The sequence below is a fragment of the Cupriavidus sp. GA3-3 genome (genome assembly GCF_000389805.1).
GTDB classification, from domain to species: Bacteria; Pseudomonadota; Gammaproteobacteria; order Burkholderiales; family Burkholderiaceae; genus Cupriavidus; species Cupriavidus necator_D.
Map to the genome: position 1 here is coordinate 102,529 of NZ_KB944460.1, position 20,874 is coordinate 123,402.

A 20,874-nucleotide genomic window follows, 5' to 3' on the forward strand; every position below is an offset into this window, starting at 1 on the left:
AAGATACGTGCCAATCGATTCATCAAGGCAGGCAGATGCCGCTCCCTGCACTTGCTGGCCCCTCTGAAACAGCATACCCGCGTTTCCTCCCTCTCGTCGGTAGAAATAAACAAAAAAAGCCGCTCGCTTCTACGCGAACGGCCTTTTCGCCCGGCTGCCGGTGTGGTCCCGACCACTTACCACGTCTGGCAGCCCTCGCGTCAGTTGGACCCCGCCACCTTGGGCTGCTGCTCTTCGTACATCAGCAGCGGAGGTGCATCGCCGTTGATCGTATTTTCATCGATCACCACCTTCTGCACGCCCTTGTAGTTGGGCAGGTCGTACATGACGTCCATCAGCGACTGCTCCAGGATCGAACGCAGGCCACGGGCGCCGGTCTTGCGGCGGATCGCCTTGCGGGCGATGGCGCTCAGCGCACCCGGGCGGATTTCCAGCTCGACGCCTTCCATAGCCAGCAGCTTCTGGTATTGCTTGACCAGCGCGTTCTTGGGCTCGACCAGGATCTGCATCAGCGCGGCCTCGTCCAGCTTGGACAGCGTGGCGACCACCGGCAGGCGGCCGATCAGTTCGGGGATCAGGCCGAACTTGATCAGGTCTTCCGGCTCGGTCTGCGGCAGCACTTCGCTGGCGTCGCGCTCTTCCTTGCTCTTGACCTGCGCGGCAAAGCCGATGCCGGTCTTGTCCGAGCGCTGCATGATGACCTTCTCCAGGCCATCGAAGGCGCCGCCGCAGATGAACAGGATATTGGTCGTGTCCACCTGCAGGAAGTCCTGGTTCGGATGCTTGCGGCCACCTTGCGGCGGCACCGATGCCATGGTGCCTTCGATCAGCTTGAGCAGTGCCTGCTGCACGCCCTCGCCCGACACGTCGCGGGTGATCGACGGGTTGTCGGACTTGCGCGAGATCTTGTCGATCTCATCGATGTAGACGATGCCGCGCTGCGCCTTCTCGACTTCGTAGTTGCAGTTCTGCAGCAGCTTCTGGATGATGTTCTCGACGTCCTCGCCCACGTAGCCGGCTTCGGTCAGCGTAGTCGCGTCGGCGATCACGAACGGCACGTTGAGCAGGCGCGCCAGCGTCTGCGCGAGCAGCGTCTTGCCCGAGCCGGTCGGCCCGATCAGCAGGATGTTGCTCTTGGACAGCTCGACATCGTCCTTCTTGCCGAGGTGCTTGAGGCGCTTGTAGTGGTTGTAGACCGCCACGGCCAGGATCTTCTTGGCCTGTTCCTGGCCGATCACATACTGGTCCAGGCTTTCGCGGATCTCGTGGGGCGTGGGGAGGTCCGAGCGCGCGGCCGCGGCGGCGTCTTTCTCGGATGCCGTGGCCTCGTCGCGAATGATCTCATTGCACAGGTCGATGCATTCGTCGCAAATGAACACCGACGGGCCGGCAATCAGCTTCTTGACCTCATGCTGGCTCTTGCCGCAGAAGGAGCAGTACAGAAGCTTTTCGCTGGATGAACCTTTTTTGTCCGCCATAGGAATCAGTCACTTATGCAGGGCGCACACCGCGGGGCGACAGGCTCCCCAGCGATACGCTTCAAACGCATCATACGCCAAAACAATTGGCACCACCGGCGGTTCCCCCCGGCTGTGGGGCAAAAGCAAAAAACGAGGCACGGGGCCTCGTTCCGGTGTAGCCTTCGCCATTTGAGCCCGTGCCAGCCTGGCCGGCCGCCGCTGCGGATTGCGCCACGGCGGCCCGCTGCATCAGCCGCGGCGGGCGAGGACCTTGTCGATCAGGCCGTAGTCAACTGCCTGGTCGCCGCTCATGAAGTTGTCGCGATCGGTATCGCGCGCAATCTTCTCGACCGGCTGGCCCGTCACCTCGGACAGGATGGTGTTGAGCCGCTCGCGCAGGTACAGGATCTCGCGCGCCTGAATCTCGATGTCAGAGGCCTGGCCGCGCGCGCCGCCCAGCGGCTGGTGGATCATGATGCGCGAGTTGGGCAGCGCCGAACGCTTGCCCTTGGCGCCAGCCGCCAGCAGGAACGCGCCCATGCTTGCCGCCATGCCCATGCACAGCGTGGACACGTCCGGCTTGATGAACTGCATGGTGTCGTAGATCGCCAGCCCCGCCGATACGGAACCGCCCGGCGAGTTGATGTACAGCGACACGTCCTTGTCGGGGTTCTCGCTCTCGAGGAACAGCAGCTGGGCCACCACCAGGTTGGCGGTCTGGTCGTTGACCTCGCCCACCATGAACACCACGCGCTCCTTCAGCAGGCGCGAGTAGATGTCATAGGCGCGCTCGCCCCGGCCGGACTGCTCGACGACCATCGGCACCAGCCCCAGGCCCTGGGTTTCCAGTGCCGAAGCCTGCGTGGTGGCGAGACGGTCAAGCAAATCATTGCGGGTCATGCATGTTCTCCATGGATTCGTCGGATCGCAAGGCAATCCGGGGTAACTCGGGAAGCTGCCCCCGCCCCACGCCGTGGCGCGGGGCTGCGGGTCACTTCCGGCCTCAGGCTTGCTGCTGGTTGCCTTCGGCGGTGAGTTCCTCGAAGGACACCTTCTTGTCGGTGACCTTGGCCTTGCCGCATACGAAATTTACCACGTTGTTTTCGAGCACGTAGGCTTCCATTTCGGCCAGGCGCTGCTGGTCGCCGTAGTACCAGCGCATGACTTCCTTCGGGTCTTCGTAGCTCTTGGCGAAGTCCTCGATCTCGGCCTTGATCTGGTCAGCCTTGGCTTCCAGGCCGTTGGCCTTGACGATCTCGGCCAGGATCAGGCCCAGCTTGACGCGGCGCTCGGCCTGCTGCGCGAACATCTCGGCCGGGATCGGCATGTCCTTGGCGTTGGGCATGCCACGCTGCTCCAGGTCGCGGCGGGCCATTTCCACCAGGCGTTCCTGGTCCTGCTCGATCAGGGCCTTGGGCACGTCCAGCTCGCTGGCCTTCAGCAGCGCTTCCATGACCTGGTCCTTCAGCATGGAGTGCGTGCGGCGCTTCACTTCGCGCTCGAGGTTCTCGCGGATGTCGGCGCGCATCTTCTCGACGCTGCCGTCGGCGATGCCCAGCGACTTGGCGAAGGCATCATTGACTTCCGGCAGGTGCGCCCACTCGATCTTCTTCAGCGTCACGGTGAACTCGGCGGTCTTGCCGGCCACTTCCTTGCCGTGGTAGTCCTCCGGGAAGGCCAGCGGGAAGGTCTTGCTTTCGCCGACCTTCAGGCCCAGCGCGGCCTGCTCGAACTCGGGCAGCATGCGGCCTTCGCCCAGCACGAACGGGAAGTCCTCGGCCTTGCCGCCGGCGAACTCTTCACCGTCGATCTTGCCGACGAAGTCCAGCGTCACGCGGTCGCCGTTCTGGGCGGCGACGTCGGCACCGCCGTCGCCATGCTCGCCGGCTTCGCCGCGGGCGTGGTAGTGCACGCGCTGCTTGCGCAGGATGTCGATGGTCTTGTCGACTTCGGCATCGGTGATTTCAGTGCCGGTGCGGGTGACTTCGGCAGCCGACAGGTCGCCGATGGTCACTTCCGGGTACACCTCGAAGGTGGCGTCGAAGGCGACTTCGTCCTCGCCCACGCCGTCGTTCTTGATCTCGAACTTGGGCTGGCCGGCAACCTTGACGTCCTGTTCCTTGGTGATGTCGAAGAACTTGCGCGCGGCCTTGTCGAAGCGCACTTCGAACTCGACCTGCTGGCCGTACTGCTTCTCGACCATCTTCATCGGCACCTTGCCCGGACGGAAGCCCGACATCTTCACGGTCTTCGACAGGCGAACCAGGCGCTCCTGCTTTTCCTTCTCCACTTCGGCCTTGGGGATGGCCAGGGTCACCTTGCGGTCCAGCTTGCCGAGGTTCTCAATCACGTTCGACATGGTCGTAGATCCAATCCAGAAAATGTAGTTGTGTTCGTAGGTGCTACCGCTTGCGCATGTACCGCCCGCTTTACCGCCACGGCGCCGTCACGACAGGACGGCCGGGGCGGCGCACCGGCGAACGGGAAGCTCCGCGCAAACGGAAAACGGGGATTATCGCACGGTTTTCATTCGCTTCCGGCAGATTTTGCCCGGAACGGGCCTGGAACCGCCCGCCGGACCCGCGGCGCTATCCCGTGTGCCCGTGACGCAGCGCGCGCAGCAGCAGGCGTGCCGGATCCATCGCATCGGCCAGGTCCGACTCCAGCGGCAGCGGCTCGCCCTCGATCTGGCTGGCCAGCAGTTCCGCGCCCAGCGCTGCCCAGGTGAGGCCGCGCGAGCCATATGCAAGGGCGGCGTAGAGTCCGGGCATGCGCGGCAGGTCCCGCAAGTGCGCGCCGCGCAGCGATGCGGCCTGCGCCAGCGCGGCGGCCTCGTCAGGCACCTGGCCGACCAGCGGCAGCCGGTTGTGCGTGACCGTGCGCACGCCGACATAGCCGGAGAGCGTCGCGGGATCGATGGCGGCCACGGCATCGGCCTGGCGCGGCAGCATGCCGGCCAGGCGCGCCAGGTTGGCCGCGTGGACCGCCGGCTGCTCCACCAGCGGGCCCTCGTCGGCGTCGTAGCTGGAGCCGACCCGGCCAGCGCCGTCCGCGGTGCGCGGCAGCAGGTAGCCGGCACCAGTCACCACGCAATCCGGCCAGCCGCCGAGCGCATCCACCTGCGCGGATGCCAGCGTGGTCAGCTGCCCGCGCACGCGCCGCATGGTCCAGTGCTGCTGCGGCAGCAGTTGCTGCGCCTCATGCGCGTTGGCCAGTACCAGCACCGGCGCCGATGCCAGCACTTCGCCGTCCTGCCCGAGCGCCTGCCATTGCCCGTCGACGCGCGCGATTGCAGCAACCCGGCAGCCGAAACGTGCCGTCACCGCAGCGCCCGCTTGCGCCAGCTGCGCCGAGCAGATGTCAGGCGGCGCCACCCAGCCGCCTTGCGGGAACCACAGGCCGCCACGCGGCACGCCGGCATGGTGGGCCGCTGCCGCCTCTTCAGCGCTCATCCAGCGCACGAACCCTTCCGGCAAGCGCATCGCCGCCAGCGCGGCGCGCTGGGCCTCGCCCTCGGCTTCGTCCTCGCCGATCTGCAGCACGCCGCAGCCATGCCAGCCGACCGCATGGCCGGCCTCGGCCAACTCCGCCCAGGCACGCAGCGCGTACTGGTTGCCGGTGCGCGACAGCCGCGACAGCAGGCTGTCGTCGGCGGACAAATGTGCGTGCATGGCCGCCGCGCGATGCGCCGAGGTCTGCCGCGCCGGCCCGTCGTGGCCATCGAACAGCGTCACGCGCCAGCCGCGCGCGGCCAGCCGTTCGGTCACGGCGCAGCCGGCCAGGCCGGCGCCGATCACGATGGCATGGCGCTCGGCCCATTGGGCCGGCAGTGGCGGCGCATGGCGGCGCGCTTTCCATTGCGGGCGGAAGCTCGCGACGGTCATTTGCCACTTGCCGCCAAAGCCGGGCGCCCTGCTGACTTCGAAACCGACCTCCTTGAGCCCGCGCCGCACAAAGCCCGCGGCCGCCCACGTGGCCAGCCTGGCGCCTGGCCGGGCCAGCCGCGCCAGTCCGCGGAACACTTGCGGCGACCACATCTCCGTATTGCGCGCCGGCGCGAAACCGTCCAGGTAAAAGGCATCCGCGCCGGCCGCCAGCCGCGGCAGCATCTGCTCGATATCGCCCAGTGCCAGCGTCAGCACCACGCGCCCGCCGTCGAAGGCCAGGCGGTGCAGGCCCGGCAGCGCCAGCGGCCATTGCGCCTGCAGCGCCTGCGCCAGCGGCTGCAGCCCGTCCAGCCCGGCGTGCAACTGCGCCAGCCCTTCGCGGGTGAACGGGTGCTTTTCGATCGAGACGAAATGCAGCGTGCCGCAGCGCTGGGGATCAGCGCGCCACGCCTGCCAGGTAGCCAGGAAATTCAGCCCCAGGCCGAAGCCGGTCTCGACGATGACGAACTGGCGCTGACCGGCCCACGCCTGCGGCAGGCCGTTGCCACCCAGGAAGACATGGGCGGCCTGCGCCAGCCCGCCTTCGGTGCTGTGGTAGACGTCGTCGTAGCGGGGCGAATACGGGATGCCTTCGGCAGAAAGGATCGGCTCGGCGGGCTCTAGTGCGCGCGGCATGGGACAGGAAATTCGGCGAAAAGCAAAATGCCCGGGCGGATTCGCCGGGGCGTGGGAGCGGGCTTGGTAATTCGCGCCGGATGGTAGCATAGCGGCCTTCCCGCAGACCGCATCGCCCTGCCCCTTGATTTGCGCCGTCCAGGCGCCCCGCTCCACATGCTCAGCTACCGTCACGCCTTCCACGCCGGCAACCATGCCGATGTCCTCAAACACGCCGTCGTGGTGCAACTGCTTGAGCACCTGGCGCAGAAGGACAAGGCGTTCTGGTATATCGACACCCATGCCGGTGCCGGCCTTTACGCGCTGGATCACGCCTACGCGCAGAAGAAGGCCGAATTCGAAACCGGGATCGCACCGCTGTGGCGTGCCGCCGCCAGCGGCACCCAGCTGCCGGCGATGCTGGACGAATACCTGGACCAGGTGCGCGCGCTCAACCCGGACGGCAACCTGCGCCACTACCCCGGCTCGCCCTGGCTGGCCTGGCAGATGCTGCGCGAGCACGACCGGCTGCGGCTGTTCGAGCTGCACAGCACCGAGATCCAGGTGCTGCGCGACAACTTCCGCGGCGCCGGGCGCCGCGTCATGCTGTACGACGGCGACGGCTTCGGCGGCATCAAGGCCATCCTGCCTCCGCCGCCGCGCCGCGCGCTGGTGCTGGTCGACCCGTCCTACGAGGACAAGCAGGACTACGCCCGCACCGTGCAGACCATCCGCGACGGGCTGGAGCGTTTTGCCACCGGCGTCTATGCGGTCTGGTACCCGCAGGTGCAGCGGCGCGAATCGGCGCAGCTGCCGGTGCAGCTCAAGGGCCTGCCGCTCAAAAGCTGGCTGCACGTGACCCTGACCGTCAGGCATCCGGTCGAGGGCGGCCTGGGCCTGCATGGCAGCGGCATGTTCATCGTCAATCCGCCGTGGCGGCTGAAGGAATCGCTGCAGCAGGCCATGCCGGTGCTGACCGACCTGCTCGGCCAGGACGATGGCGCAAGGTTCACGCTCGAAGCCGAGGAGAACTGAGGCGGCGCACCAGCCAGTCCAGCGCCATGCCCGCGGCCAGGCCGACGCTGTCGGCCAGCAGGTCGAGCCAGTCGGCCTCGCGGTAGCCGGTCTGCCCCTGCAGCAGTTCGATCAGCGCGCCGTACGCCACCAGCCCCAGCAAGACGGCCCAGCCACGGCCGCTGTAGGCGCGCCGGCCCAGCACGCCCAGCACCGCGAACGCCAGCATATGGTTGGCCTTGTCCCAGCCGGTGGTCGGCAGGGGCTGCGTCGGCGGCATCAGCGACAGCGCCAGCACCGCGGCCGCGCAGCCCCAGAACAGCAGGCGCCAGCGCAGCGGGGTCAGGGTCGGGACGGCAATCATCGGCATGTGTGCGTCATCTGGAAAGCCGACAATATATCCCTGCCGCCTGCCGCAGGCACCGGAGCCCCCGGCGGGGCTGGATTCCCCCCGCGCCTTGCGCTACAATCCGCAGCCTCGTTGCACTACAGGCGCAAGCCATGCCGACACCACGGTTCGGCGGCCAGAGCCGGCAGAGCGGACAGAAGAAAGGCGGGCAGTTCCAGCCGCCTTTTTTGCTTTCCTGTCCGGCGCAAGCCAGCGAGCATCGCGGCCGCCCGCCCGGGCAGCGCCGCAAGGACCGCGAGGGTGGCGAAATTGGTAGACGCACCAGGTTTAGGTCCTGACGCCAGCAATGGTGTAGGGGTTCGAGTCCCCTCCCTCGCACCACCCGCCCTTCTAGTGGCGGGCTGACAACTTCCGTTTCCCAATCCCCTTCGGCACGCTTTTTCCGGCAGGCACCCCCGCGCCGCGGCACTTTCCAGCCTGCGCCAGTGACGGTATCATTTCGCCATCGTATCGATAATCGATACATATGTATATTGGTGCAATACTCACTCATCGTGGTGCAGCCATCCCGTGGATGGTGCCGCCCGGTCCCTTCGCCCGCGACGCAACTATGCCGTCAAAACCCGTCCCGCCACCCGCGCCCGACCGCGACAACCCGCTGTTCAACCAGTCGCTCGAAAAAGGCCTCGAAGTCCTGCGCGCCTTCAACGGCGTCCACCGTACGCTGACCCTGTCGGAACTGGCCGCGCTGACCGGCATGAACAAGAGCTCGGCGCAGCGCACCATCCATACCCTGGAAGCGCTGGGCTATGTCGACAAGCACCCGCAGACGCGGCGCTTCCGGTTGACGCCGCGGGTGATGGAGATCGGCTACAACTATCTGGCGGCCGATGCGCTGATCCCGGTGGCCAGCCCCTACCTGTCGCAGCTGGCCGCGGCCAGCGGCGAGACCGCCAACCTGACCGAGCCGGTCGGGCTGGACATGGTCTACGTGGCCCAGCTGATGACCGCCAAGCACATGCCGGTGCTGACGCCGGTGGGCATGCGCATCCCGATGTATTGCACCAGCTCCGGCCGGGCCTACCTCAGCACGCTGCCCGACGAGCAGGTCCTGGCGATGCTGGAGCAGTCGGCACGCGTGGCGCGCACGCCCGCGACGCTGACCGGCGTGGATGCGATCTTCGAGCGCGTGGCGGCGTGCCGCCGGCTGGGCTACGCCAGCAATGAAGAGGAACTGTTCATCGGCGACATGGGCCTGGCCGCGCCCATCGTCAACAGCCAGGGCGTTGCGGTCGGCGCGGTGCACGTGTCGCCGCCGGCCAGCCGCTGGAGCATGGCCGAGGCGCAGAAAAAGCTGGCGCCACTGGTGATGGAATGCGCGCGGGCGATCTCGCGTTCGATCGCACACTGAGGCCCGGCACGGCGAAGGCCGGCCAACTCGCGCAGGGGTGGTAGAACACCTGAGTGCCAGTGCCTTTCGCGGACCCTTGCCGCGATCTATGCTGAAGGTGTCGGAGCGGCACCGAGCCGTTCCGGCATCTTCACCTCAGCCCTGATCGGAGGGCATATGAAATTCCCTGCCTTGCTGTTGGCAGCGTCGATGGCCGCTGGCTGGTCATCGCTCGCCTATGCTGCCGGATGCCAGTACGACATGCAGTGCAAAGGAGAGCGGATCTGCCAGCAAGGGCAGTGCGTCTTTCCTGACGCGGAAGAAACCGCGGAAGCCGGTGGGCCGGCGCCGCTGCCGGCGACCAAGCGCACGCCAGCGCCGCCGCCAGCCCGCGGGTGCTGCACCGTGGCAGGCAAGCTCAAGCTGTCACCGGCCGCGGCCTCGGATACCAGCCTGGCGAGCGGCGATGCGTGCCAGGGGCTGACCGCCTCGGGCAAGCCGGTTCCCGGCACGATCTGCAACTAGCCTCTGGATCTGGCGCGGGCGCCTAGCGCGCGTGCGCCAGCATGGCCTGCAGCAGCACGTTGGCGCCCGCCTCGACATGCTCGGGCAGCGCGTCTTCCAGCTCGTTATGGCTGATGCCGTCCTTGCACGGCACGAAGATCATGCCGGTGGGCGCGCGCCGCGCGACGTAGACCGCGTCGTGGCCGGCGCCGCTGACCACGTCCATATGCGGCAGGCCCAGCGCCGTGGCCGCGCGCCGCACGCTGTCAACGCATTCGGGCGCGAACACGCACGGCTCGAACTTCACCACCTGGCGGATCTCGACCTCCACGCCGGCGGCCACAGCAATGCCTTCGAATGCCGCCTGCATGGCCGCGTGCATGCGGTCCAGCCCGGCCTGCGACAGGTTGCGGAAGTCGACCGAGAAATCGACCCGGCCCGGAATCACGTTGCGCGAGTTCGGCGTGACCTGCAGATAGCCGACCGTGCCGCGCCCGTGCGGCGCCTCGTCGCGCGCGATCCGGTTGACCGCCTCGACCATGCGCGCGGCCGCCAGCATCGCGTCGTGGCGCAGCGCCAGCGGCGTCGGGCCGGCGTGCGCGTCCATGCCGGTCACGGTCACGTCGTACCACTGCTGGCCCAGCGCGCCCGAGACCACGCCGATCGGCAGGCCGGCCGCCTCCAGCACCGGCCCCTGCTCGATATGCGCCTCGAAGTAGGCCGCGAACATGCCGCCCGGCACCGCGCCCGCCGGCTGCGCGCCGCGGTAGCCGATCGCCGCCAGCGCGTCGCCCACGCTGACGCCATCCACATCGGTCTGGGCGCGCGCAAAAGCCGCGTCGAACTCTCCGGCAAATACGCCCGAGCCCATCATCACCGGCGTGAAGCGCGTGCCCTCCTCGTTGGTCCAGAACGCGACCTCCAGCGGCGCGCGCGTGACGATGCCCAGGTCGTCGAGCGTGCGCATGACTTCCAGGCCGGCCAGCACGCCGAAGTTGCCGTCGAACTTGCCGCCCGAGGGCTGGGTGTCGATATGGCTGCCGGTGGCCACGGCGCGCGCGTCGGGGTCGCTGCCGGCGCGGCGCGCGAAGACGTTGCCGATCTCGTCGACGCGCACGTCGAGCCCGGCCTCGCGGCACCACTGCACCACCAGGTCGCGCCCCTTGCGGTCGGCTTCGGTCAGCGCGATGCGGCACACGCCGCCCCTGGGCGTGGCGCCGATCGCGGCGAGGTCCATCAGCGATTGCCACAGGCGGGCGCCATTGATGCGGGGAAGGTGTAGCTGGTCCATGTCTGGTTGCGGGTGGGGTGAGGGAGAGGAAACGGCAGCAGGTTCAGCAAGAAGCAGACCACCGTAGCCGGCACTTCGGCCCGCATTCCCGGCCCTGCCACCGTGGCACATGACTTGCTTTGCAGACATCCGTCCCCTCAAGCCAACCCAGGAGCAAGCCTGTGCACCACGATCCCTCCCTTCTCGCGAAAGGTCTCAAGTCAGCTGCCTCGGTCATGAGCGCCGCCGTGCTGTCGCTGCTCGCGCTGCCCGGTGCCGCCCATGCCGACAAGGTGCTGCGCATCGGCATGACCGCCGCCGACATCCCGCGCACGCTCGGCCAGCCCGACCAGGGCTTCGAGGGCAACCGCTTCTCCGGCATCCCGATGTACGACGGCCTCACCCAATGGGACCTGTCCCGGGGCAACGGCCCCAGCCTGCTGATCCCGGGCCTGGCCACCGAATGGAAGGTCGACGCCGCCGACAAGACCAGATGGGTGTTCAAGCTGCGCCCCGGCGTCAAGTTCCACGACGGCACCCCGTTCAACGCCGATGCCGTGGTCTGGAACGTCGGCAAAGTGCTGGACAAGACCGCCAGGCAGTTCGATCCCAGCCAGGTCGGCGTGACCGCCTCGCGCATGCCGACGCTGCGCACGGCCAAGAAGATAGACGACTTCACCGTGGAGCTGGTCACCTCCGAGCCGGATTCGTTCCTGCCCTACAACCTGACCAACCTGTTCATGGCCTCGCCCACGCAGTGGGAGAAGAAATTCGCCGCGGTGCCGGCCTCGGTCACCGATCCGGTCGAGCGCTCCAAGCAGGCCTGGGTCGCGTTTGCCGCCGATGCCGCCGGCACCGGGCCGTTCAGGATGAGCCGCTTCGTGCCGCGCGAGCGCCTGGAAGTGGTGCGCAATGCGCAATACTGGGACACGAAGCGCGTGCCAAAGATCGACAAGGTGGTGATGGTGCCGATGCCCGAGGCCAACGCGCGCACCGCCGCGCTGCTGTCGGGCCAGGTCGACTGGATCGAAGCCCCGGCACCCGACGCCATCGCCCAGATCAAGAGCCGCGGCTTCCAGGTCTATGCCAATGCGCAGCCGCATATGTGGCCGTGGCAGCTGTCGTTCGCGCCCGGCTCGCCATGGCTGGACAAGCGCGTGCGCCAGGCCGCCAACCTGTGCGTCAACCGCAGCGGGCTGAAGACGCTGCTGGGCGGCTACATGGCCGAGGCCAAGGGCATCGTCGAAGCCGGCAACCCGTGGTGGGGCAATCCCAAGTTCGATATCAAGTACGACCCGGCCGCTGCCAAAAAGCTGATGCAGGAGGCCGGCTACTCCGCCGCCAAACCGGTCAAGGTGAAGGTGCAGGTGTCGGCGTCGGGTTCCGGCCAGATGCAGCCGCTGCCGATGAACGAATACGTGCAGCAGAACCTGAAGGAGTGCTTTATCGACGTCGACTTCGACGTGGTCGAGTGGAACACCCTCTTCACCAACTGGCGCGTCGGCGCCAAGGACGCCAGCGCGCACGGCGCCAATGCCATCAACGTCAGCTTTGCGGCAATGGACCCGTTCTTCGCCATGGTGCGCTTTGTCAGCACCAAGACCCAGCCGCCGGTCTCGAACAACTGGGGCTACTTCGGCAATGCCGAGTTCGACAAGCTGATCGAGAACGCGCGCACCTCGTTTGACGAGAAATCGCGCGACGCGGCGCTGGCCAGGCTGCATGCCCGCATCGTCGAGGAGTCGCCGTTCGTGCTGATCGCGCACGACGTCGGCCCGCGCGCGATTTCGAAGAAGGTCAAGGGCGTGGTGCAGCCGCAGAGCTGGTTTATCGATATCGCGACGATGTCGATGGACTGATCCCGGCCGCGCCCGACGGACGCCGCGCGGCAGCCCCGCCGCCGCGCGGCCCGGCAATCCCGCCCGGTCTTCCCCGCGTGCCGCGCACGGCGCACGCACGCCCCAACTTGCCGGATCCTCCCATGCAATACCTGTTCCGCCGCATCCTCTATGCCATCCCCATCCTGCTCGGGGTGGCGCTGCTGTGCTTCTCGCTGGTCCATATCGCCCCCGGCGATCCGCTGGTGTCGGTGCTGCCGCCCGACGCCTCGGAAGAGCTGCGCCGCCAGCTGACCGCACTCTATGGCTTCGACAAGCCCTTCCTGGAGCAATTCGTGCACTGGCTGGGCCGCGCGCTGCAAGGCGACCTGGGCACGTCCATCGCCACCAGCCGCCCGGTGATGGCCGAAGTCGGCGCCGCCGTGGTCAATTCCCTGCGCCTGGCCACCGTGGCCACGCTGATCGGCTTCAGCTTCGGCTGCCTGTTCGGCTTTGTCGCCGGCTACCTGCGCGACTCCGTGGCCGACCGCACCGCTTCGCTGCTGTCGGTGCTGGGCGTCAGCATCCCGCACTACTGGCTCGGCATGGTGCTGGTGATCGCATTCTCGGTGCTGCTGGGCTGGCTGCCGGCTACCGGCGCCGGGCCGGGCGGTTCGGGCGACTGGGCATGGGACTGGGAGCACATGCAGTACATGCTGCTGCCGGCGGTGACCATGTCGGTGATCCCGATGGGCATCGTGGCACGCACGGTGCGCGCGCTGGTGGCCGAGATCCTGGCCAACGAGTTCATCGTCGGCCTGCGCGCGCGCGGCCTGTCCGACCTGGCAGTGTTCCGCCATGTGCTCAAGAACGTGGCGCCGACCGCGCTGTCGGTGATGGGCCTGCAGCTGGGCTACCTGCTGGGCGGCTCGATCCTGATCGAGACCGTGTTCTCGTGGCCCGGCACCGGCTTCCTGCTCAACTCCGCCATCTTCCAGCGCGACTTCCCGCTGCTGCAGGGGACCATCCTGGTGCTGGCCGTGTTCTTCGTGCTGCTCAACCTGCTGGTCGATGCGCTGCAGACGCTGTTCGACCCGCGCATCCAGCGCAACTGAGGAGACCGCCATGGACATGACTGTCGATCAATCACCGGCCGCCGCCGCGGTGCAGCGCTCGCCCGGCTACTGGACCACGGTGGGCCGGCGCCTGCTGCGCAACCGGCTGGCCATGCTGGCCGCGCTGGTGCTGCTGGGGCTGGTGCTGATGGCGCTGTTCGCCCCGGTGCTGATGCCGGCCGACCCGTACGCGGCATCGATCCTCAAGCGCCTCAAGCCGATCGGCACCGAGCACTTCCCGCTCGGCACCGACGAGCTGGGACGCGACATGCTGTCGCGGCTAATGCTGGGCGCGCGGCTGTCGCTGTTCATGGGCATCACGCCGGTGCTGCTGGCCTTTGTCATCGGCAGCGCACTCGGCATCGTCGCAGGCTATGCCGGCGGCTGGACCAACACCGTGATCATGCGGCTCACCGACATCCTGTACGCCTTCCCGTCGGTGCTGCTGGCGATCGCGCTGTCGGGCACGCTGGGCGCGGGCGTGGGCAATGCGCTGCTGTCGCTGACCATCGTCTTTATCCCGCAGATCGTGCGCGTGGCCGAGAGCGTGACCACCCAGGTGCGCAACCGCGAGTTTGTCGATGCGGCGCGTGCTTCCGGGGCATCGTCGCTGACCATCGTGCGCGCCCATGTGCTCAACAACGTGCTTGGACCGATCTTCGTCTATGCCACCAGCCTGATCTCGGTGTCGATGATCCTGGCCTCCGGGCTGTCCTTCCTGGGCCTGGGCGTCAAGCCGCCGGAGCCGGAGTGGGGCCTGATGCTCAACACGCTGCGCACGGCCATCTACACCCAGCCGTGGGTTGCCGCCCTGCCCGGCGCCATGATCTTCCTGACCTCGGTCTCGTTCAACCTGCTGGCCGACGGCATCCGCTCGGCCATGGAAATCAAGGACTGAACCATGCCAGCACTGATGCAGGCCCCTTCGCCACAGGCCGGCCGCGATGTCGGCGGCCCGGCGCAGCCGCTGGTGATCGCCCACCAGCTGGTCAAGCACTTTCCCATCAAGTCCGGCCTGCCCGGCCTGCGCGCGCGCGCCGCGTCCGTGCGCGCGGTCGATGGCGTCAGCTTCGACGTGCTCAAGGGCGAGACCCTGGGCGTGGTCGGCGAGTCCGGCTGCGGCAAGTCCACCACCGCGCGGCTGCTGATGCAGCTGACGCAGCAGGACCGCGGCGAGCTGATCTTCGACGCGCAGGGCGTGGGCTCGGCCCAGCTGCCGATGAAGCAGTTCCGCAGCCAGGTGCAGATGGTGTTCCAGGACAGCTATTCGTCGCTGAACCCGCGCCTGACCATCGAGGAGTCGATCGCTTTCACGCCACGCGTCCATGGCGTGCCGGCGCGCGAAGCCACCGAGCGCGCCCGTTACCTGCTGCAGCGCGTCGGGCTCGATCCGGCACGCTTTGCCGGGCGCTACCCGCACGAGCTGTCGGGCGGGCAGCGCCAGCGCGTCAACATTGCCCGCGCGCTGGCGCTGCGCCCGCGGCTGGTGATCCTGGACGAGGCGGTCTCGGCACTGGACAAGTCGGTGGAGGCGCAGGTGCTGAACCTGCTGCTGGACCTGAAGGCCGAGTTCGACCTGACCTACGTCTTCATCAGCCACGACCTCAACGTGATCCGCTACCTGTGCGACCGCGTGATGGTGATGTACCTGGGCAAGGTGGTGGAGATCGCGGATACCGAGACCCTTTATCGGCACCCGGCGCACCCGTACACGCGCGCGCTGCTGGCGTCGATGCCGTCGATGGACCCCGACCGCCGCACCGCGGTCGCGCCGCTGGCGGGCGACCCGCCCAACCCGATCAACCCGCCGTCCGGCTGCAGCTTCCATCCGCGCTGCGCCATGGCGCAGGACGTGTGCGCGCGGCGCGAGCCGCAGCTGACCGACCTGGTGGCCGGGCATCCGGTCGCCTGCCTGCTGGCCGCCGCACCCTGAGGAGCCCACCATGTCCACCAACCCGCAAGGCACACCCGGCGCGCCGATGATCTCGGTGCGGGACCTGCACGTCACCTTCTCCGGCGGCGGCAAGACCATCCGCGCCGTCAACGGCGTTTCGCTCGACGTGGGCGCCGGCGAGGCCGTGGCCCTGATCGGCGAATCCGGCTCCGGCAAGAGCGTCACGCTGCGCGCGCTGATGCGTCTGCACCCGCCGCGCCGCACCCGCATGGCAGGCCAGATCCGCGTCGACGGCGCCGAGGTGATGGCGCTCGACCAGCGCGCGCTGGCCCGGCTGCGCGGCGGCACCATGGCGATGGTGTTCCAGGAGCCGCTGCTGGCGCTGGACCCGGTCTACACCGTGGGCCAGCAGATCGTCGAATGCATCCGCACCCACGACAAGGTCTCGGCCGCCGAGGCGCGCTCGCGCGCGCTGCAGGCGCTCGAGTCCGTGCGCATTCCCAGCCCGGAGCGGCGGATGGCAGCGTATCCGCACGAGTTGTCGGGCGGCATGCGCCAGCGCGCGATGATCGCGCTGGCACTGTCGGCGCGGCCCAGGATCCTGCTGGCCGACGAGCCTACCACCGCGCTGGACGCCACCGTGCAGATCCAGGTGCTGATCCTGCTGCGCGAGCTGCAGCGCGAACTGGGGCTGTCCATCGTCTTCGTCACCCACGATATCGGCGCCGCGGTGGAGATCGCCGACCGCGTCGCGGTGATGTACGGCGGGCGCATTGTCGAAGAAGGCCCGATCCGCACCCTGCTGCGCGCGGCGCGCCACCCCTACACCATCGCCCTGCTGCAGAGCCGCCAGCATGGCATGGACCGCGGCCAGCGGCTGCAGGCCATCGGCGGCGCCCCGCCCGACCTGGCCGCGCTGCCGCCAGGCTGCACCTTTGCACCGCGCTGCCCGCATGCGCGCCCGCAATGCCTGGCCGAGGTGCCGCAGGCGGTCACCGTCGGCACCGGGCACCGCGTCAGCTGCGTGCTGGCCGCCGAGCCCGCGGTCGCCACCGCGGCATGACCCCCATCCCAGAACCCCAACGTATTCCAGGCCACCCATGACGCTTGCCACCCATCCTGCCCGTGCCTTCATGCCGTACCCACAGATCGCCGTCCCGCACGCCGCCAGCGGCCCGCTGCGGGGCCTGAGCTTTGCCGTGAAGGACCTGTTCGACGTAGCTGGCTATCCGACCGGCGGCGGCAATCCGCACGTGCTGGCGCGCTCGGGCATCAAGGCCGCGACCGCACCGGCGGTGCAGCGGCTGCTGGACGCCGGCGCCGCCTTCGTCGGCAAGACCCACACTGACGAGCTGGCCTTCTCCATGAACGGCCAGAACGCCCACTACGGGCGCCCGGTCAACGGCGCGGCACCGGAGCGCATCACCGGCGGCTCGTCGTCGGGCTCGGCCTCGGCGGTATCGAACGGCTTGTGCGACTTTGCGCTGGGCTCCGACACCGGCGGCTCGGTGCGCGCGCCGGCCAGCCATTGCGGCCTGTTCGGCATCCGGCCCACGCATGGGCGCATTTCGCTGGAACGCTGCCTGCCGCTGTCCGAAAGCCTGGACACCTGCGGCTTCTTTGCGCGCGACATCGGCACCTTCGCGCGCGTGGCCGAGGTGCTGTTCGGCGCGGACCCGGCGCCGCTGCCGGCCGCGCCGCGGCTGCTGTTTGCCACCGACCTGTTCGCCCAGCCGACCCCGGAGGCCCGCGACGCGCTGGCGCCGGCTGTCGCCCGGATCGAAACCGCGCTGGGCCGGGCCGCGCCTGCCACCGTGGCCGACCGGCCGCTGTCCGACCTGTGGTGGGCGTTCCGCTACGTGCAGGGCTGGGAGGCGTGGCGCAGCGACGGCGAACTGATCGAGCAACACGGGCTGGAGCTGGGTGCCGATGTCGCGGCACGCTTCGCCTTCTCGAAGGCCGTCACCCGCAGCCAGTTCGACGAAGCCAGTGCCGTACGCCGCGACTTCACCGCGCACCTGGGCCGCCTGCTGGGGCCGGACGGCGTGCTGGTGCTGCCGACCATGCCCGATATCGCGCCGCTGCGCGCCGAACCGATCGAGTCCCTGGAGACCTACCGCAACCTCGCCGCCCAGACGTTGTGCCTGACGCCGCTGAGCGGCTTCCCGCAGCTGAACCTGCCGCTGGCCGGCCGCGACGGCGCACCGCTCGGCATCTCGCTGCTGGGGCCGGCGGGCAGTGACCGCAGCCTGGTGGCACTGGCGGAGCGGATCATGGCGCACAAGGCGTGAACCAGTAAGGCAAGGGGCACGCGGCATGCCGACGGCGAGGTCGATGCCGGCATCGTTTCGCCAGGACCGGCCCGCGGCTTCCGCGAAGCCACAGCCTGAACCGCGCCGCACCTCAACTCGCCAGCGCCGACACCCCGTTCTCCGGCCGCTTGACGCGGAACCACGCCGCATACAGCGCCGGCAGGAACAGCAGCGTCAGCACCGTGGCAATGATCAGCCCGCCCATGATCGCCACCGCCATCGGCCCCCAGAACATCGAGCGCGACAGCGGGATCATCGCCAGCACCGCCGCGGCGGCGGTCAGGATGATCGGGCGGAAGCGGCGCACCGCGGCCTCGACGATGGCGGTCCACTGCGGCACGCCGGCGCTGATGTCCTGCTCGATCTGGTCGACCAGGATCACCGAGTTGCGGATGATCATGCCCAGCAGCGCGGTGATGCCCAGCTGCGCCACAAACCCCATCGGCGCGCGCAGCAGCAACAGCGTGGCGGCGGCGCCGATCAGGCCCAGCGGGCCGGTCAGGAACACCATGGTCGCGCGCGAGAAGCTGTGCAGCTGCAGCATCAGCAGCGTGAAGATGATGAAGATGCACAGCGGCAACTGCGCCGCGATGGAGGCGCCCGCCTTGCCGCTCTCTTCCTCCGCGCCGGCCACGGTGATGCGGTAGCCCGGCGGCAGCTGCGCGCGCAGCTGGTCCAGCTTCGGGTTGATCTGCGCGGTCACCGTCGGGCCCTGGATGCCGTCGACCACATCGGCCTGCACGGTCACGCCGAAGTCGCGGTTCTCGCGCCACACCACGCCCGGCTCCGAGCGCAGCGTCACGCGCGCCACCTGCGTCAGCGGCACCATGCGCCCGGTGTTGGTCGGCACCAGCATGTTGTTCAGGTCCGAGATCGCATCGCGCTCATTGCGCGGGGTGCGCATCAGGATGTCGATCAGCTTGTCGCCGTCGCGGTACTGGCCCACCGGCACGCCGCTGAGCACGGTCTGCGTGACGCGGGCGATGGCATTGGTGGTCACGCCCAGTGCGCGCGCCTTGTCCTGGTCGATCTCCAGGCGCAGCATCTTGACGTTCTCATTCCAGTTGTCGTTGACCCCGACGGTGTTGGGGTTGGCGCGCATCTCGGCCTTGACCTGGTCGGCCAGCTGGCGTACCCCGGCTGCGTCCGGCCCGATCACGCGGAACTGCACAGGATAGGCCACCGGAGGCCCGTTGGGCAACAGCTTGACGCGGCCTCGCAGGTACGGGAATTCGGCATCCATCAGCTTGATGATGCGGCGGCGCAGCGCATCGCGCACCTCGGTGCTGACCGGCATCACGATCACCTGCGCCACATTGGTCTGCGGGAAGATCTGGTCCAGCGGCAGGTAGAAGCGCGGCGCGCCGGTGCCGACGAAGGTGGTCAGGCTCTCGACTTCCTTGTCCTTGCCGACCAGCTGCTCGAAGCGCTTGGCCTCGGTTTCCATCTGGGCAAAGCTGGTGCCCTCGGGCATCCACAGCTCCACCATCAGCTCGGGGCGGCTGGAATCCGGGAAGAACTGCTTCTCGACAAACTTGAAGGCGTAGATGCCCAGCCCGAAGGCCACCAGCGTGATCGCGATCACCACCTTGCGCCAGCTCACGCACCAGTCCACCAGCCGGCGGAAGCGCGCATAGAACGGCGTGTCGAAGACCTCGTGGGCCTCGCCCGCGCCGGGGCCGCGGGTCTTGAGCAGCAGGTAGCCCAGGTAGGGCGTGAAATAGACCGCGGCCAGCCACGACAGCACCAGCGCCAGCGCCGTCACCGCAAAGATCGCGAAGGTGTATTCGCCCACCGTCGAGCGCGCCAGGCCCACCGGCAGGAAGCCGGCCGCGGTGATCAGCGTGCCGGTCAGCATCGGCATCGCGGTGGAGGTATAGGCGAAGGTGGCCGCCTCCATCTTGGAAAAGCCCTCTTCCAGCTTGCGCACCATCATCTCGACCGCAATGATGGCGTCGTCCACCAGCAGCCCAAGCGCCACGATCAGCGCGCCGAGCGATATCTTGTGCAGCCCGATGCCGAAGATATTCATGAACAGGAAGGTCACCGCCAGCACCAGCGGGATCGTCAGCGCCACCACCAGGCCCGGGCGCGCGTCCAGCCGCAGCGGTTTGGTGTGCAGCCCCAGCGAGACGAAACTGACCGCCAGCACGATCACCACCGCCTCGATCAGCACGTGCACGAACTCGCCCACCGAACGCTGGACCGCCTTCGGCTGGTCCTGCACCTGGTCCATCTCGATTCCCACCGGCAACTGCGTGCGCAGCCGGTCGAACGCGGCGCGCAGGTTCTTGCCCAGTTCGATGATGTCGCCGCCCTTCTGCATCGAAATGCCCAGCCCGATCACGTCCTTGCCGTTGAAGCGCATGCGCGTCTGGGTCGGGTCGACATAGCCGCGGTAGACGTGCGCGATGTCGCCCAGGCGGATATTGGCGATGCCGTTGGGCCCGCGCAGCACCAGGTTCTCCAGGTCCTCCACGCTGGCGAACTGGCCGGACAGGCGCACCTGCAGGTTGTCGGTCGGGGTGACCAGCACGCCGCTGCCGGTCAGGTTGTTCTGCTGCGAGATCTGGTCGGCGATGGCGTTGATATCCAGCCCCAGCTGGGCGAAGCGCGCCTGGTTGAACTCGATGAAGACCTTCTCGTCCTGCAGGCCGATCAGCGACACCTTGGCCACCGACGGCACGCGCAGCAGTTCCTGGCGCACCAGGTCGGCGTACTCGCGCAGCTCCTTGTAGTTGAAGCCGTCGGCCGAGAGCGCGTAGATGGTGCCGTACACGTCGCCAAACTCATCATTGAAGAACGGCCCGCGCACGCCCGCGGGCAGCGTCTGCTGGATATCGCCGATCTTCTTGCGCGCGGTGTACCAGACCTGCGCGGTCTCCTTTGCCGGCGAGGTGTCCTTGAGCTGGAAGATCACCGTGGTCTCGCCCGGCTTGGAGAAGCTGCGGATCTTGTCCGCATAGGGCACTTCCTGCAGCTGGCGCTCGATCTTGTCGGTCACCTGGACGGCGATCTGCTCGGCGGTGGCGCCGGGCCAGAAGGCCTGCACCACCATCACGCGGAAGGTAAAGGGCGGATCCTCGTCCTGGCCCAGCTGGAAGAATGCCAGCATGCCGCCAAGCAGCAGCACCACCAGCAGGTAGCGGGTCAGCGGCTGGTGCTCGAGTGCCCAGCGCGACAGGTTGAAGCGGGAATGATCCATCCG

Annotated in this window: 16 protein-coding genes and 1 tRNA gene; 10 read left to right on the forward strand and 7 right to left on the reverse strand. The window is 68.2% G+C overall.

Annotated elements, in window-relative coordinates:
• Positions 1-200 precede the first annotated feature (200 nt).
• From clpX to mnmC, 4 genes are all read right to left on the reverse strand, one after another.
• A complete protein-coding gene (clpX, locus tag C265_RS00495) occupies positions 201-1,478 on the reverse strand; it encodes an ATP-dependent Clp protease ATP-binding subunit ClpX (protein ID WP_010810087.1) in 1,278 nt (425 codons plus the stop codon).
• Positions 1,479-1,709: 231 nt separating this feature from the next.
• Positions 1,710-2,360, reverse strand: coding sequence for an ATP-dependent Clp endopeptidase proteolytic subunit ClpP (gene clpP / locus C265_RS00500; protein ID WP_011615108.1), 651 nt, complete (start codon positions 2,358-2,360; stop codon positions 1,710-1,712).
• 103 nt (positions 2,361-2,463) lie between these two features.
• Positions 2,464-3,819, reverse strand: coding sequence for a trigger factor (tig, locus tag C265_RS00505; RefSeq protein WP_010810089.1), 1,356 nt, complete (start codon positions 3,817-3,819; stop codon positions 2,464-2,466).
• 229 nt (positions 3,820-4,048) lie between these two features.
• A complete protein-coding gene (mnmC, locus tag C265_RS00510) occupies positions 4,049-6,022 on the reverse strand; it encodes a bifunctional tRNA (5-methylaminomethyl-2-thiouridine)(34)-methyltransferase MnmD/FAD-dependent 5-carboxymethylaminomethyl-2-thiouridine(34) oxidoreductase MnmC (protein WP_010810090.1) in 1,974 nt (657 codons plus the stop codon).
• Positions 6,023-6,178: 156 nt separating this feature from the next.
• Between mnmC and C265_RS00515 the strand changes: the two genes are divergently transcribed.
• Positions 6,179-7,036 (forward strand): 23S rRNA (adenine(2030)-N(6))-methyltransferase RlmJ, encoded by an 858-nt coding sequence (locus C265_RS00515; RefSeq protein WP_010810091.1) that lies wholly within the window; start codon positions 6,179-6,181, stop codon positions 7,034-7,036.
• Here the strand turns inward: C265_RS00515 and C265_RS00520 are convergent.
• Positions 7,011-7,385 (reverse strand): VanZ family protein, encoded by a 375-nt coding sequence (locus C265_RS00520; protein ID WP_010810092.1) that lies wholly within the window; start codon positions 7,383-7,385, stop codon positions 7,011-7,013. The two genes, C265_RS00515 and C265_RS00520, sit on opposite strands and share 26 nt — an antisense overlap.
• A 273-nt stretch (positions 7,386-7,658) precedes the next feature.
• On the opposite strand from C265_RS00520, the gene C265_RS00525 reads away from it, so the two are divergent.
• The 3 genes from C265_RS00525 (at position 7,659) to C265_RS00535 (ending at position 9,279) form a co-directional block, all read left to right on the forward strand.
• Positions 7,659-7,745 (forward strand) — tRNA-Leu (locus tag C265_RS00525).
• Positions 7,746-7,974: 229 nt separating this feature from the next.
• Positions 7,975-8,775, forward strand: a complete 801-nt coding sequence (locus C265_RS00530; protein ID WP_010810093.1) for an IclR family transcriptional regulator — start codon at positions 7,975-7,977, stop codon at positions 8,773-8,775.
• Positions 8,776-8,931: 156 nt separating this feature from the next.
• Positions 8,932-9,279 (forward strand): hypothetical protein, encoded by a 348-nt coding sequence (locus tag C265_RS00535; protein WP_011615103.1) that lies wholly within the window; start codon positions 8,932-8,934, stop codon positions 9,277-9,279.
• 22 nt (positions 9,280-9,301) lie between these two features.
• On the opposite strand, the gene C265_RS00540 is transcribed toward C265_RS00535, so the two are convergent.
• The gene (locus C265_RS00540; protein WP_010810095.1) at positions 9,302-10,549 is read right to left on the reverse strand and encodes a Zn-dependent hydrolase; all 1,248 of its coding nucleotides are present in this window, start codon (positions 10,547-10,549) and stop codon (positions 9,302-9,304) included.
• A gap of 215 nt (positions 10,550-10,764) precedes the next feature.
• Between C265_RS00540 and C265_RS00545 the strand changes: the two genes are divergently transcribed.
• The 6 genes from C265_RS00545 to C265_RS00570 all read left to right on the forward strand — a co-directional run bounded on the left by C265_RS00545 (position 10,765) and on the right by C265_RS00570 (position 17,645).
• Positions 10,765-12,387: an ABC transporter substrate-binding protein gene (locus C265_RS00545; protein ID WP_010810096.1), complete on the forward strand. Its 1,623-nt coding sequence runs from the start codon at positions 10,765-10,767 to the stop codon at positions 12,385-12,387.
• A 122-nt stretch (positions 12,388-12,509) separates the two neighbouring features.
• Positions 12,510-13,460 (forward strand): ABC transporter permease, encoded by a 951-nt coding sequence (locus tag C265_RS00550; RefSeq protein ID WP_010810097.1) that lies wholly within the window; start codon positions 12,510-12,512, stop codon positions 13,458-13,460.
• A 10-nt stretch (positions 13,461-13,470) separates the two neighbouring features.
• Positions 13,471-14,358 (forward strand): ABC transporter permease, encoded by an 888-nt coding sequence (locus tag C265_RS00555; RefSeq protein ID WP_010810098.1) that lies wholly within the window; start codon positions 13,471-13,473, stop codon positions 14,356-14,358.
• Between the two features lie 3 nt (positions 14,359-14,361).
• Positions 14,362-15,393: an ABC transporter ATP-binding protein gene (locus C265_RS00560; protein WP_010810099.1), complete on the forward strand. Its 1,032-nt coding sequence runs from the start codon at positions 14,362-14,364 to the stop codon at positions 15,391-15,393.
• Positions 15,394-15,403: 10 nt separating this feature from the next.
• Positions 15,404-16,417, forward strand: coding sequence for an ABC transporter ATP-binding protein (locus C265_RS00565; protein WP_010810100.1), 1,014 nt, complete (start codon positions 15,404-15,406; stop codon positions 16,415-16,417).
• Positions 16,418-16,454: 37 nt separating this feature from the next.
• Positions 16,455-17,645 (forward strand): amidase, encoded by a 1,191-nt coding sequence (locus C265_RS00570; RefSeq protein WP_010810101.1) that lies wholly within the window; start codon positions 16,455-16,457, stop codon positions 17,643-17,645.
• Positions 17,646-17,757: 112 nt separating this feature from the next.
• Here the strand turns inward: C265_RS00570 and C265_RS00575 are convergent, their stop codons facing one another.
• Positions 17,758-20,871, reverse strand: coding sequence for an efflux RND transporter permease subunit (locus C265_RS00575; protein ID WP_010810102.1), 3,114 nt, complete (start codon positions 20,869-20,871; stop codon positions 17,758-17,760).
• Positions 20,872-20,874 lie beyond the last annotated feature (3 nt).

What these genes read in the sequence shown, in the direction of transcription:
- C265_RS00540 (WP_010810095.1), bottom strand. Translation starts at nt 10,549, where the DNA reads ATGGACCAGCTACACCTTCCCCGCATCAATGGCGCCCGCCTGTGGCAA.
- C265_RS00560 (WP_010810099.1), top strand. Translation starts at nt 14,362, where the DNA reads ATGCCAGCACTGATGCAGGCCCCTTCGCCACAGGCCGGCCGCGATGTC.
- mnmC (WP_010810090.1), bottom strand. Translation starts at nt 6,022, where the DNA reads ATGCCGCGCGCACTAGAGCCCGCCGAGCCGATCCTTTCTGCCGAAGGC.
- C265_RS00535 (WP_011615103.1), top strand. Translation starts at nt 8,932, where the DNA reads ATGAAATTCCCTGCCTTGCTGTTGGCAGCGTCGATGGCCGCTGGCTGG.
- C265_RS00545 (WP_010810096.1), top strand. Translation starts at nt 10,765, where the DNA reads ATGAGCGCCGCCGTGCTGTCGCTGCTCGCGCTGCCCGGTGCCGCCCAT.
- tig (WP_010810089.1), bottom strand. Translation starts at nt 3,819, where the DNA reads ATGTCGAACGTGATTGAGAACCTCGGCAAGCTGGACCGCAAGGTGACC.
- C265_RS00565 (WP_010810100.1), top strand. Translation starts at nt 15,404, where the DNA reads ATGTCCACCAACCCGCAAGGCACACCCGGCGCGCCGATGATCTCGGTG.
- C265_RS00570 (WP_010810101.1), top strand. Translation starts at nt 16,455, where the DNA reads ATGACGCTTGCCACCCATCCTGCCCGTGCCTTCATGCCGTACCCACAG.
- C265_RS00575 (WP_010810102.1), bottom strand. Translation starts at nt 20,871, where the DNA reads ATGGATCATTCCCGCTTCAACCTGTCGCGCTGGGCACTCGAGCACCAG.
- C265_RS00555 (WP_010810098.1), top strand. Translation starts at nt 13,471, where the DNA reads ATGGACATGACTGTCGATCAATCACCGGCCGCCGCCGCGGTGCAGCGC.
- clpP (WP_011615108.1), bottom strand. Translation starts at nt 2,360, where the DNA reads ATGACCCGCAATGATTTGCTTGACCGTCTCGCCACCACGCAGGCTTCG.
- clpX (WP_010810087.1), bottom strand. Translation starts at nt 1,478, where the DNA reads ATGGCGGACAAAAAAGGTTCATCCAGCGAAAAGCTTCTGTACTGCTCC.
- C265_RS00530 (WP_010810093.1), top strand. Translation starts at nt 7,975, where the DNA reads ATGCCGTCAAAACCCGTCCCGCCACCCGCGCCCGACCGCGACAACCCG.
- C265_RS00515 (WP_010810091.1), top strand. Translation starts at nt 6,179, where the DNA reads ATGCTCAGCTACCGTCACGCCTTCCACGCCGGCAACCATGCCGATGTC.
- C265_RS00520 (WP_010810092.1), bottom strand. Translation starts at nt 7,385, where the DNA reads ATGCCGATGATTGCCGTCCCGACCCTGACCCCGCTGCGCTGGCGCCTG.
- C265_RS00550 (WP_010810097.1), top strand. Translation starts at nt 12,510, where the DNA reads ATGCAATACCTGTTCCGCCGCATCCTCTATGCCATCCCCATCCTGCTC.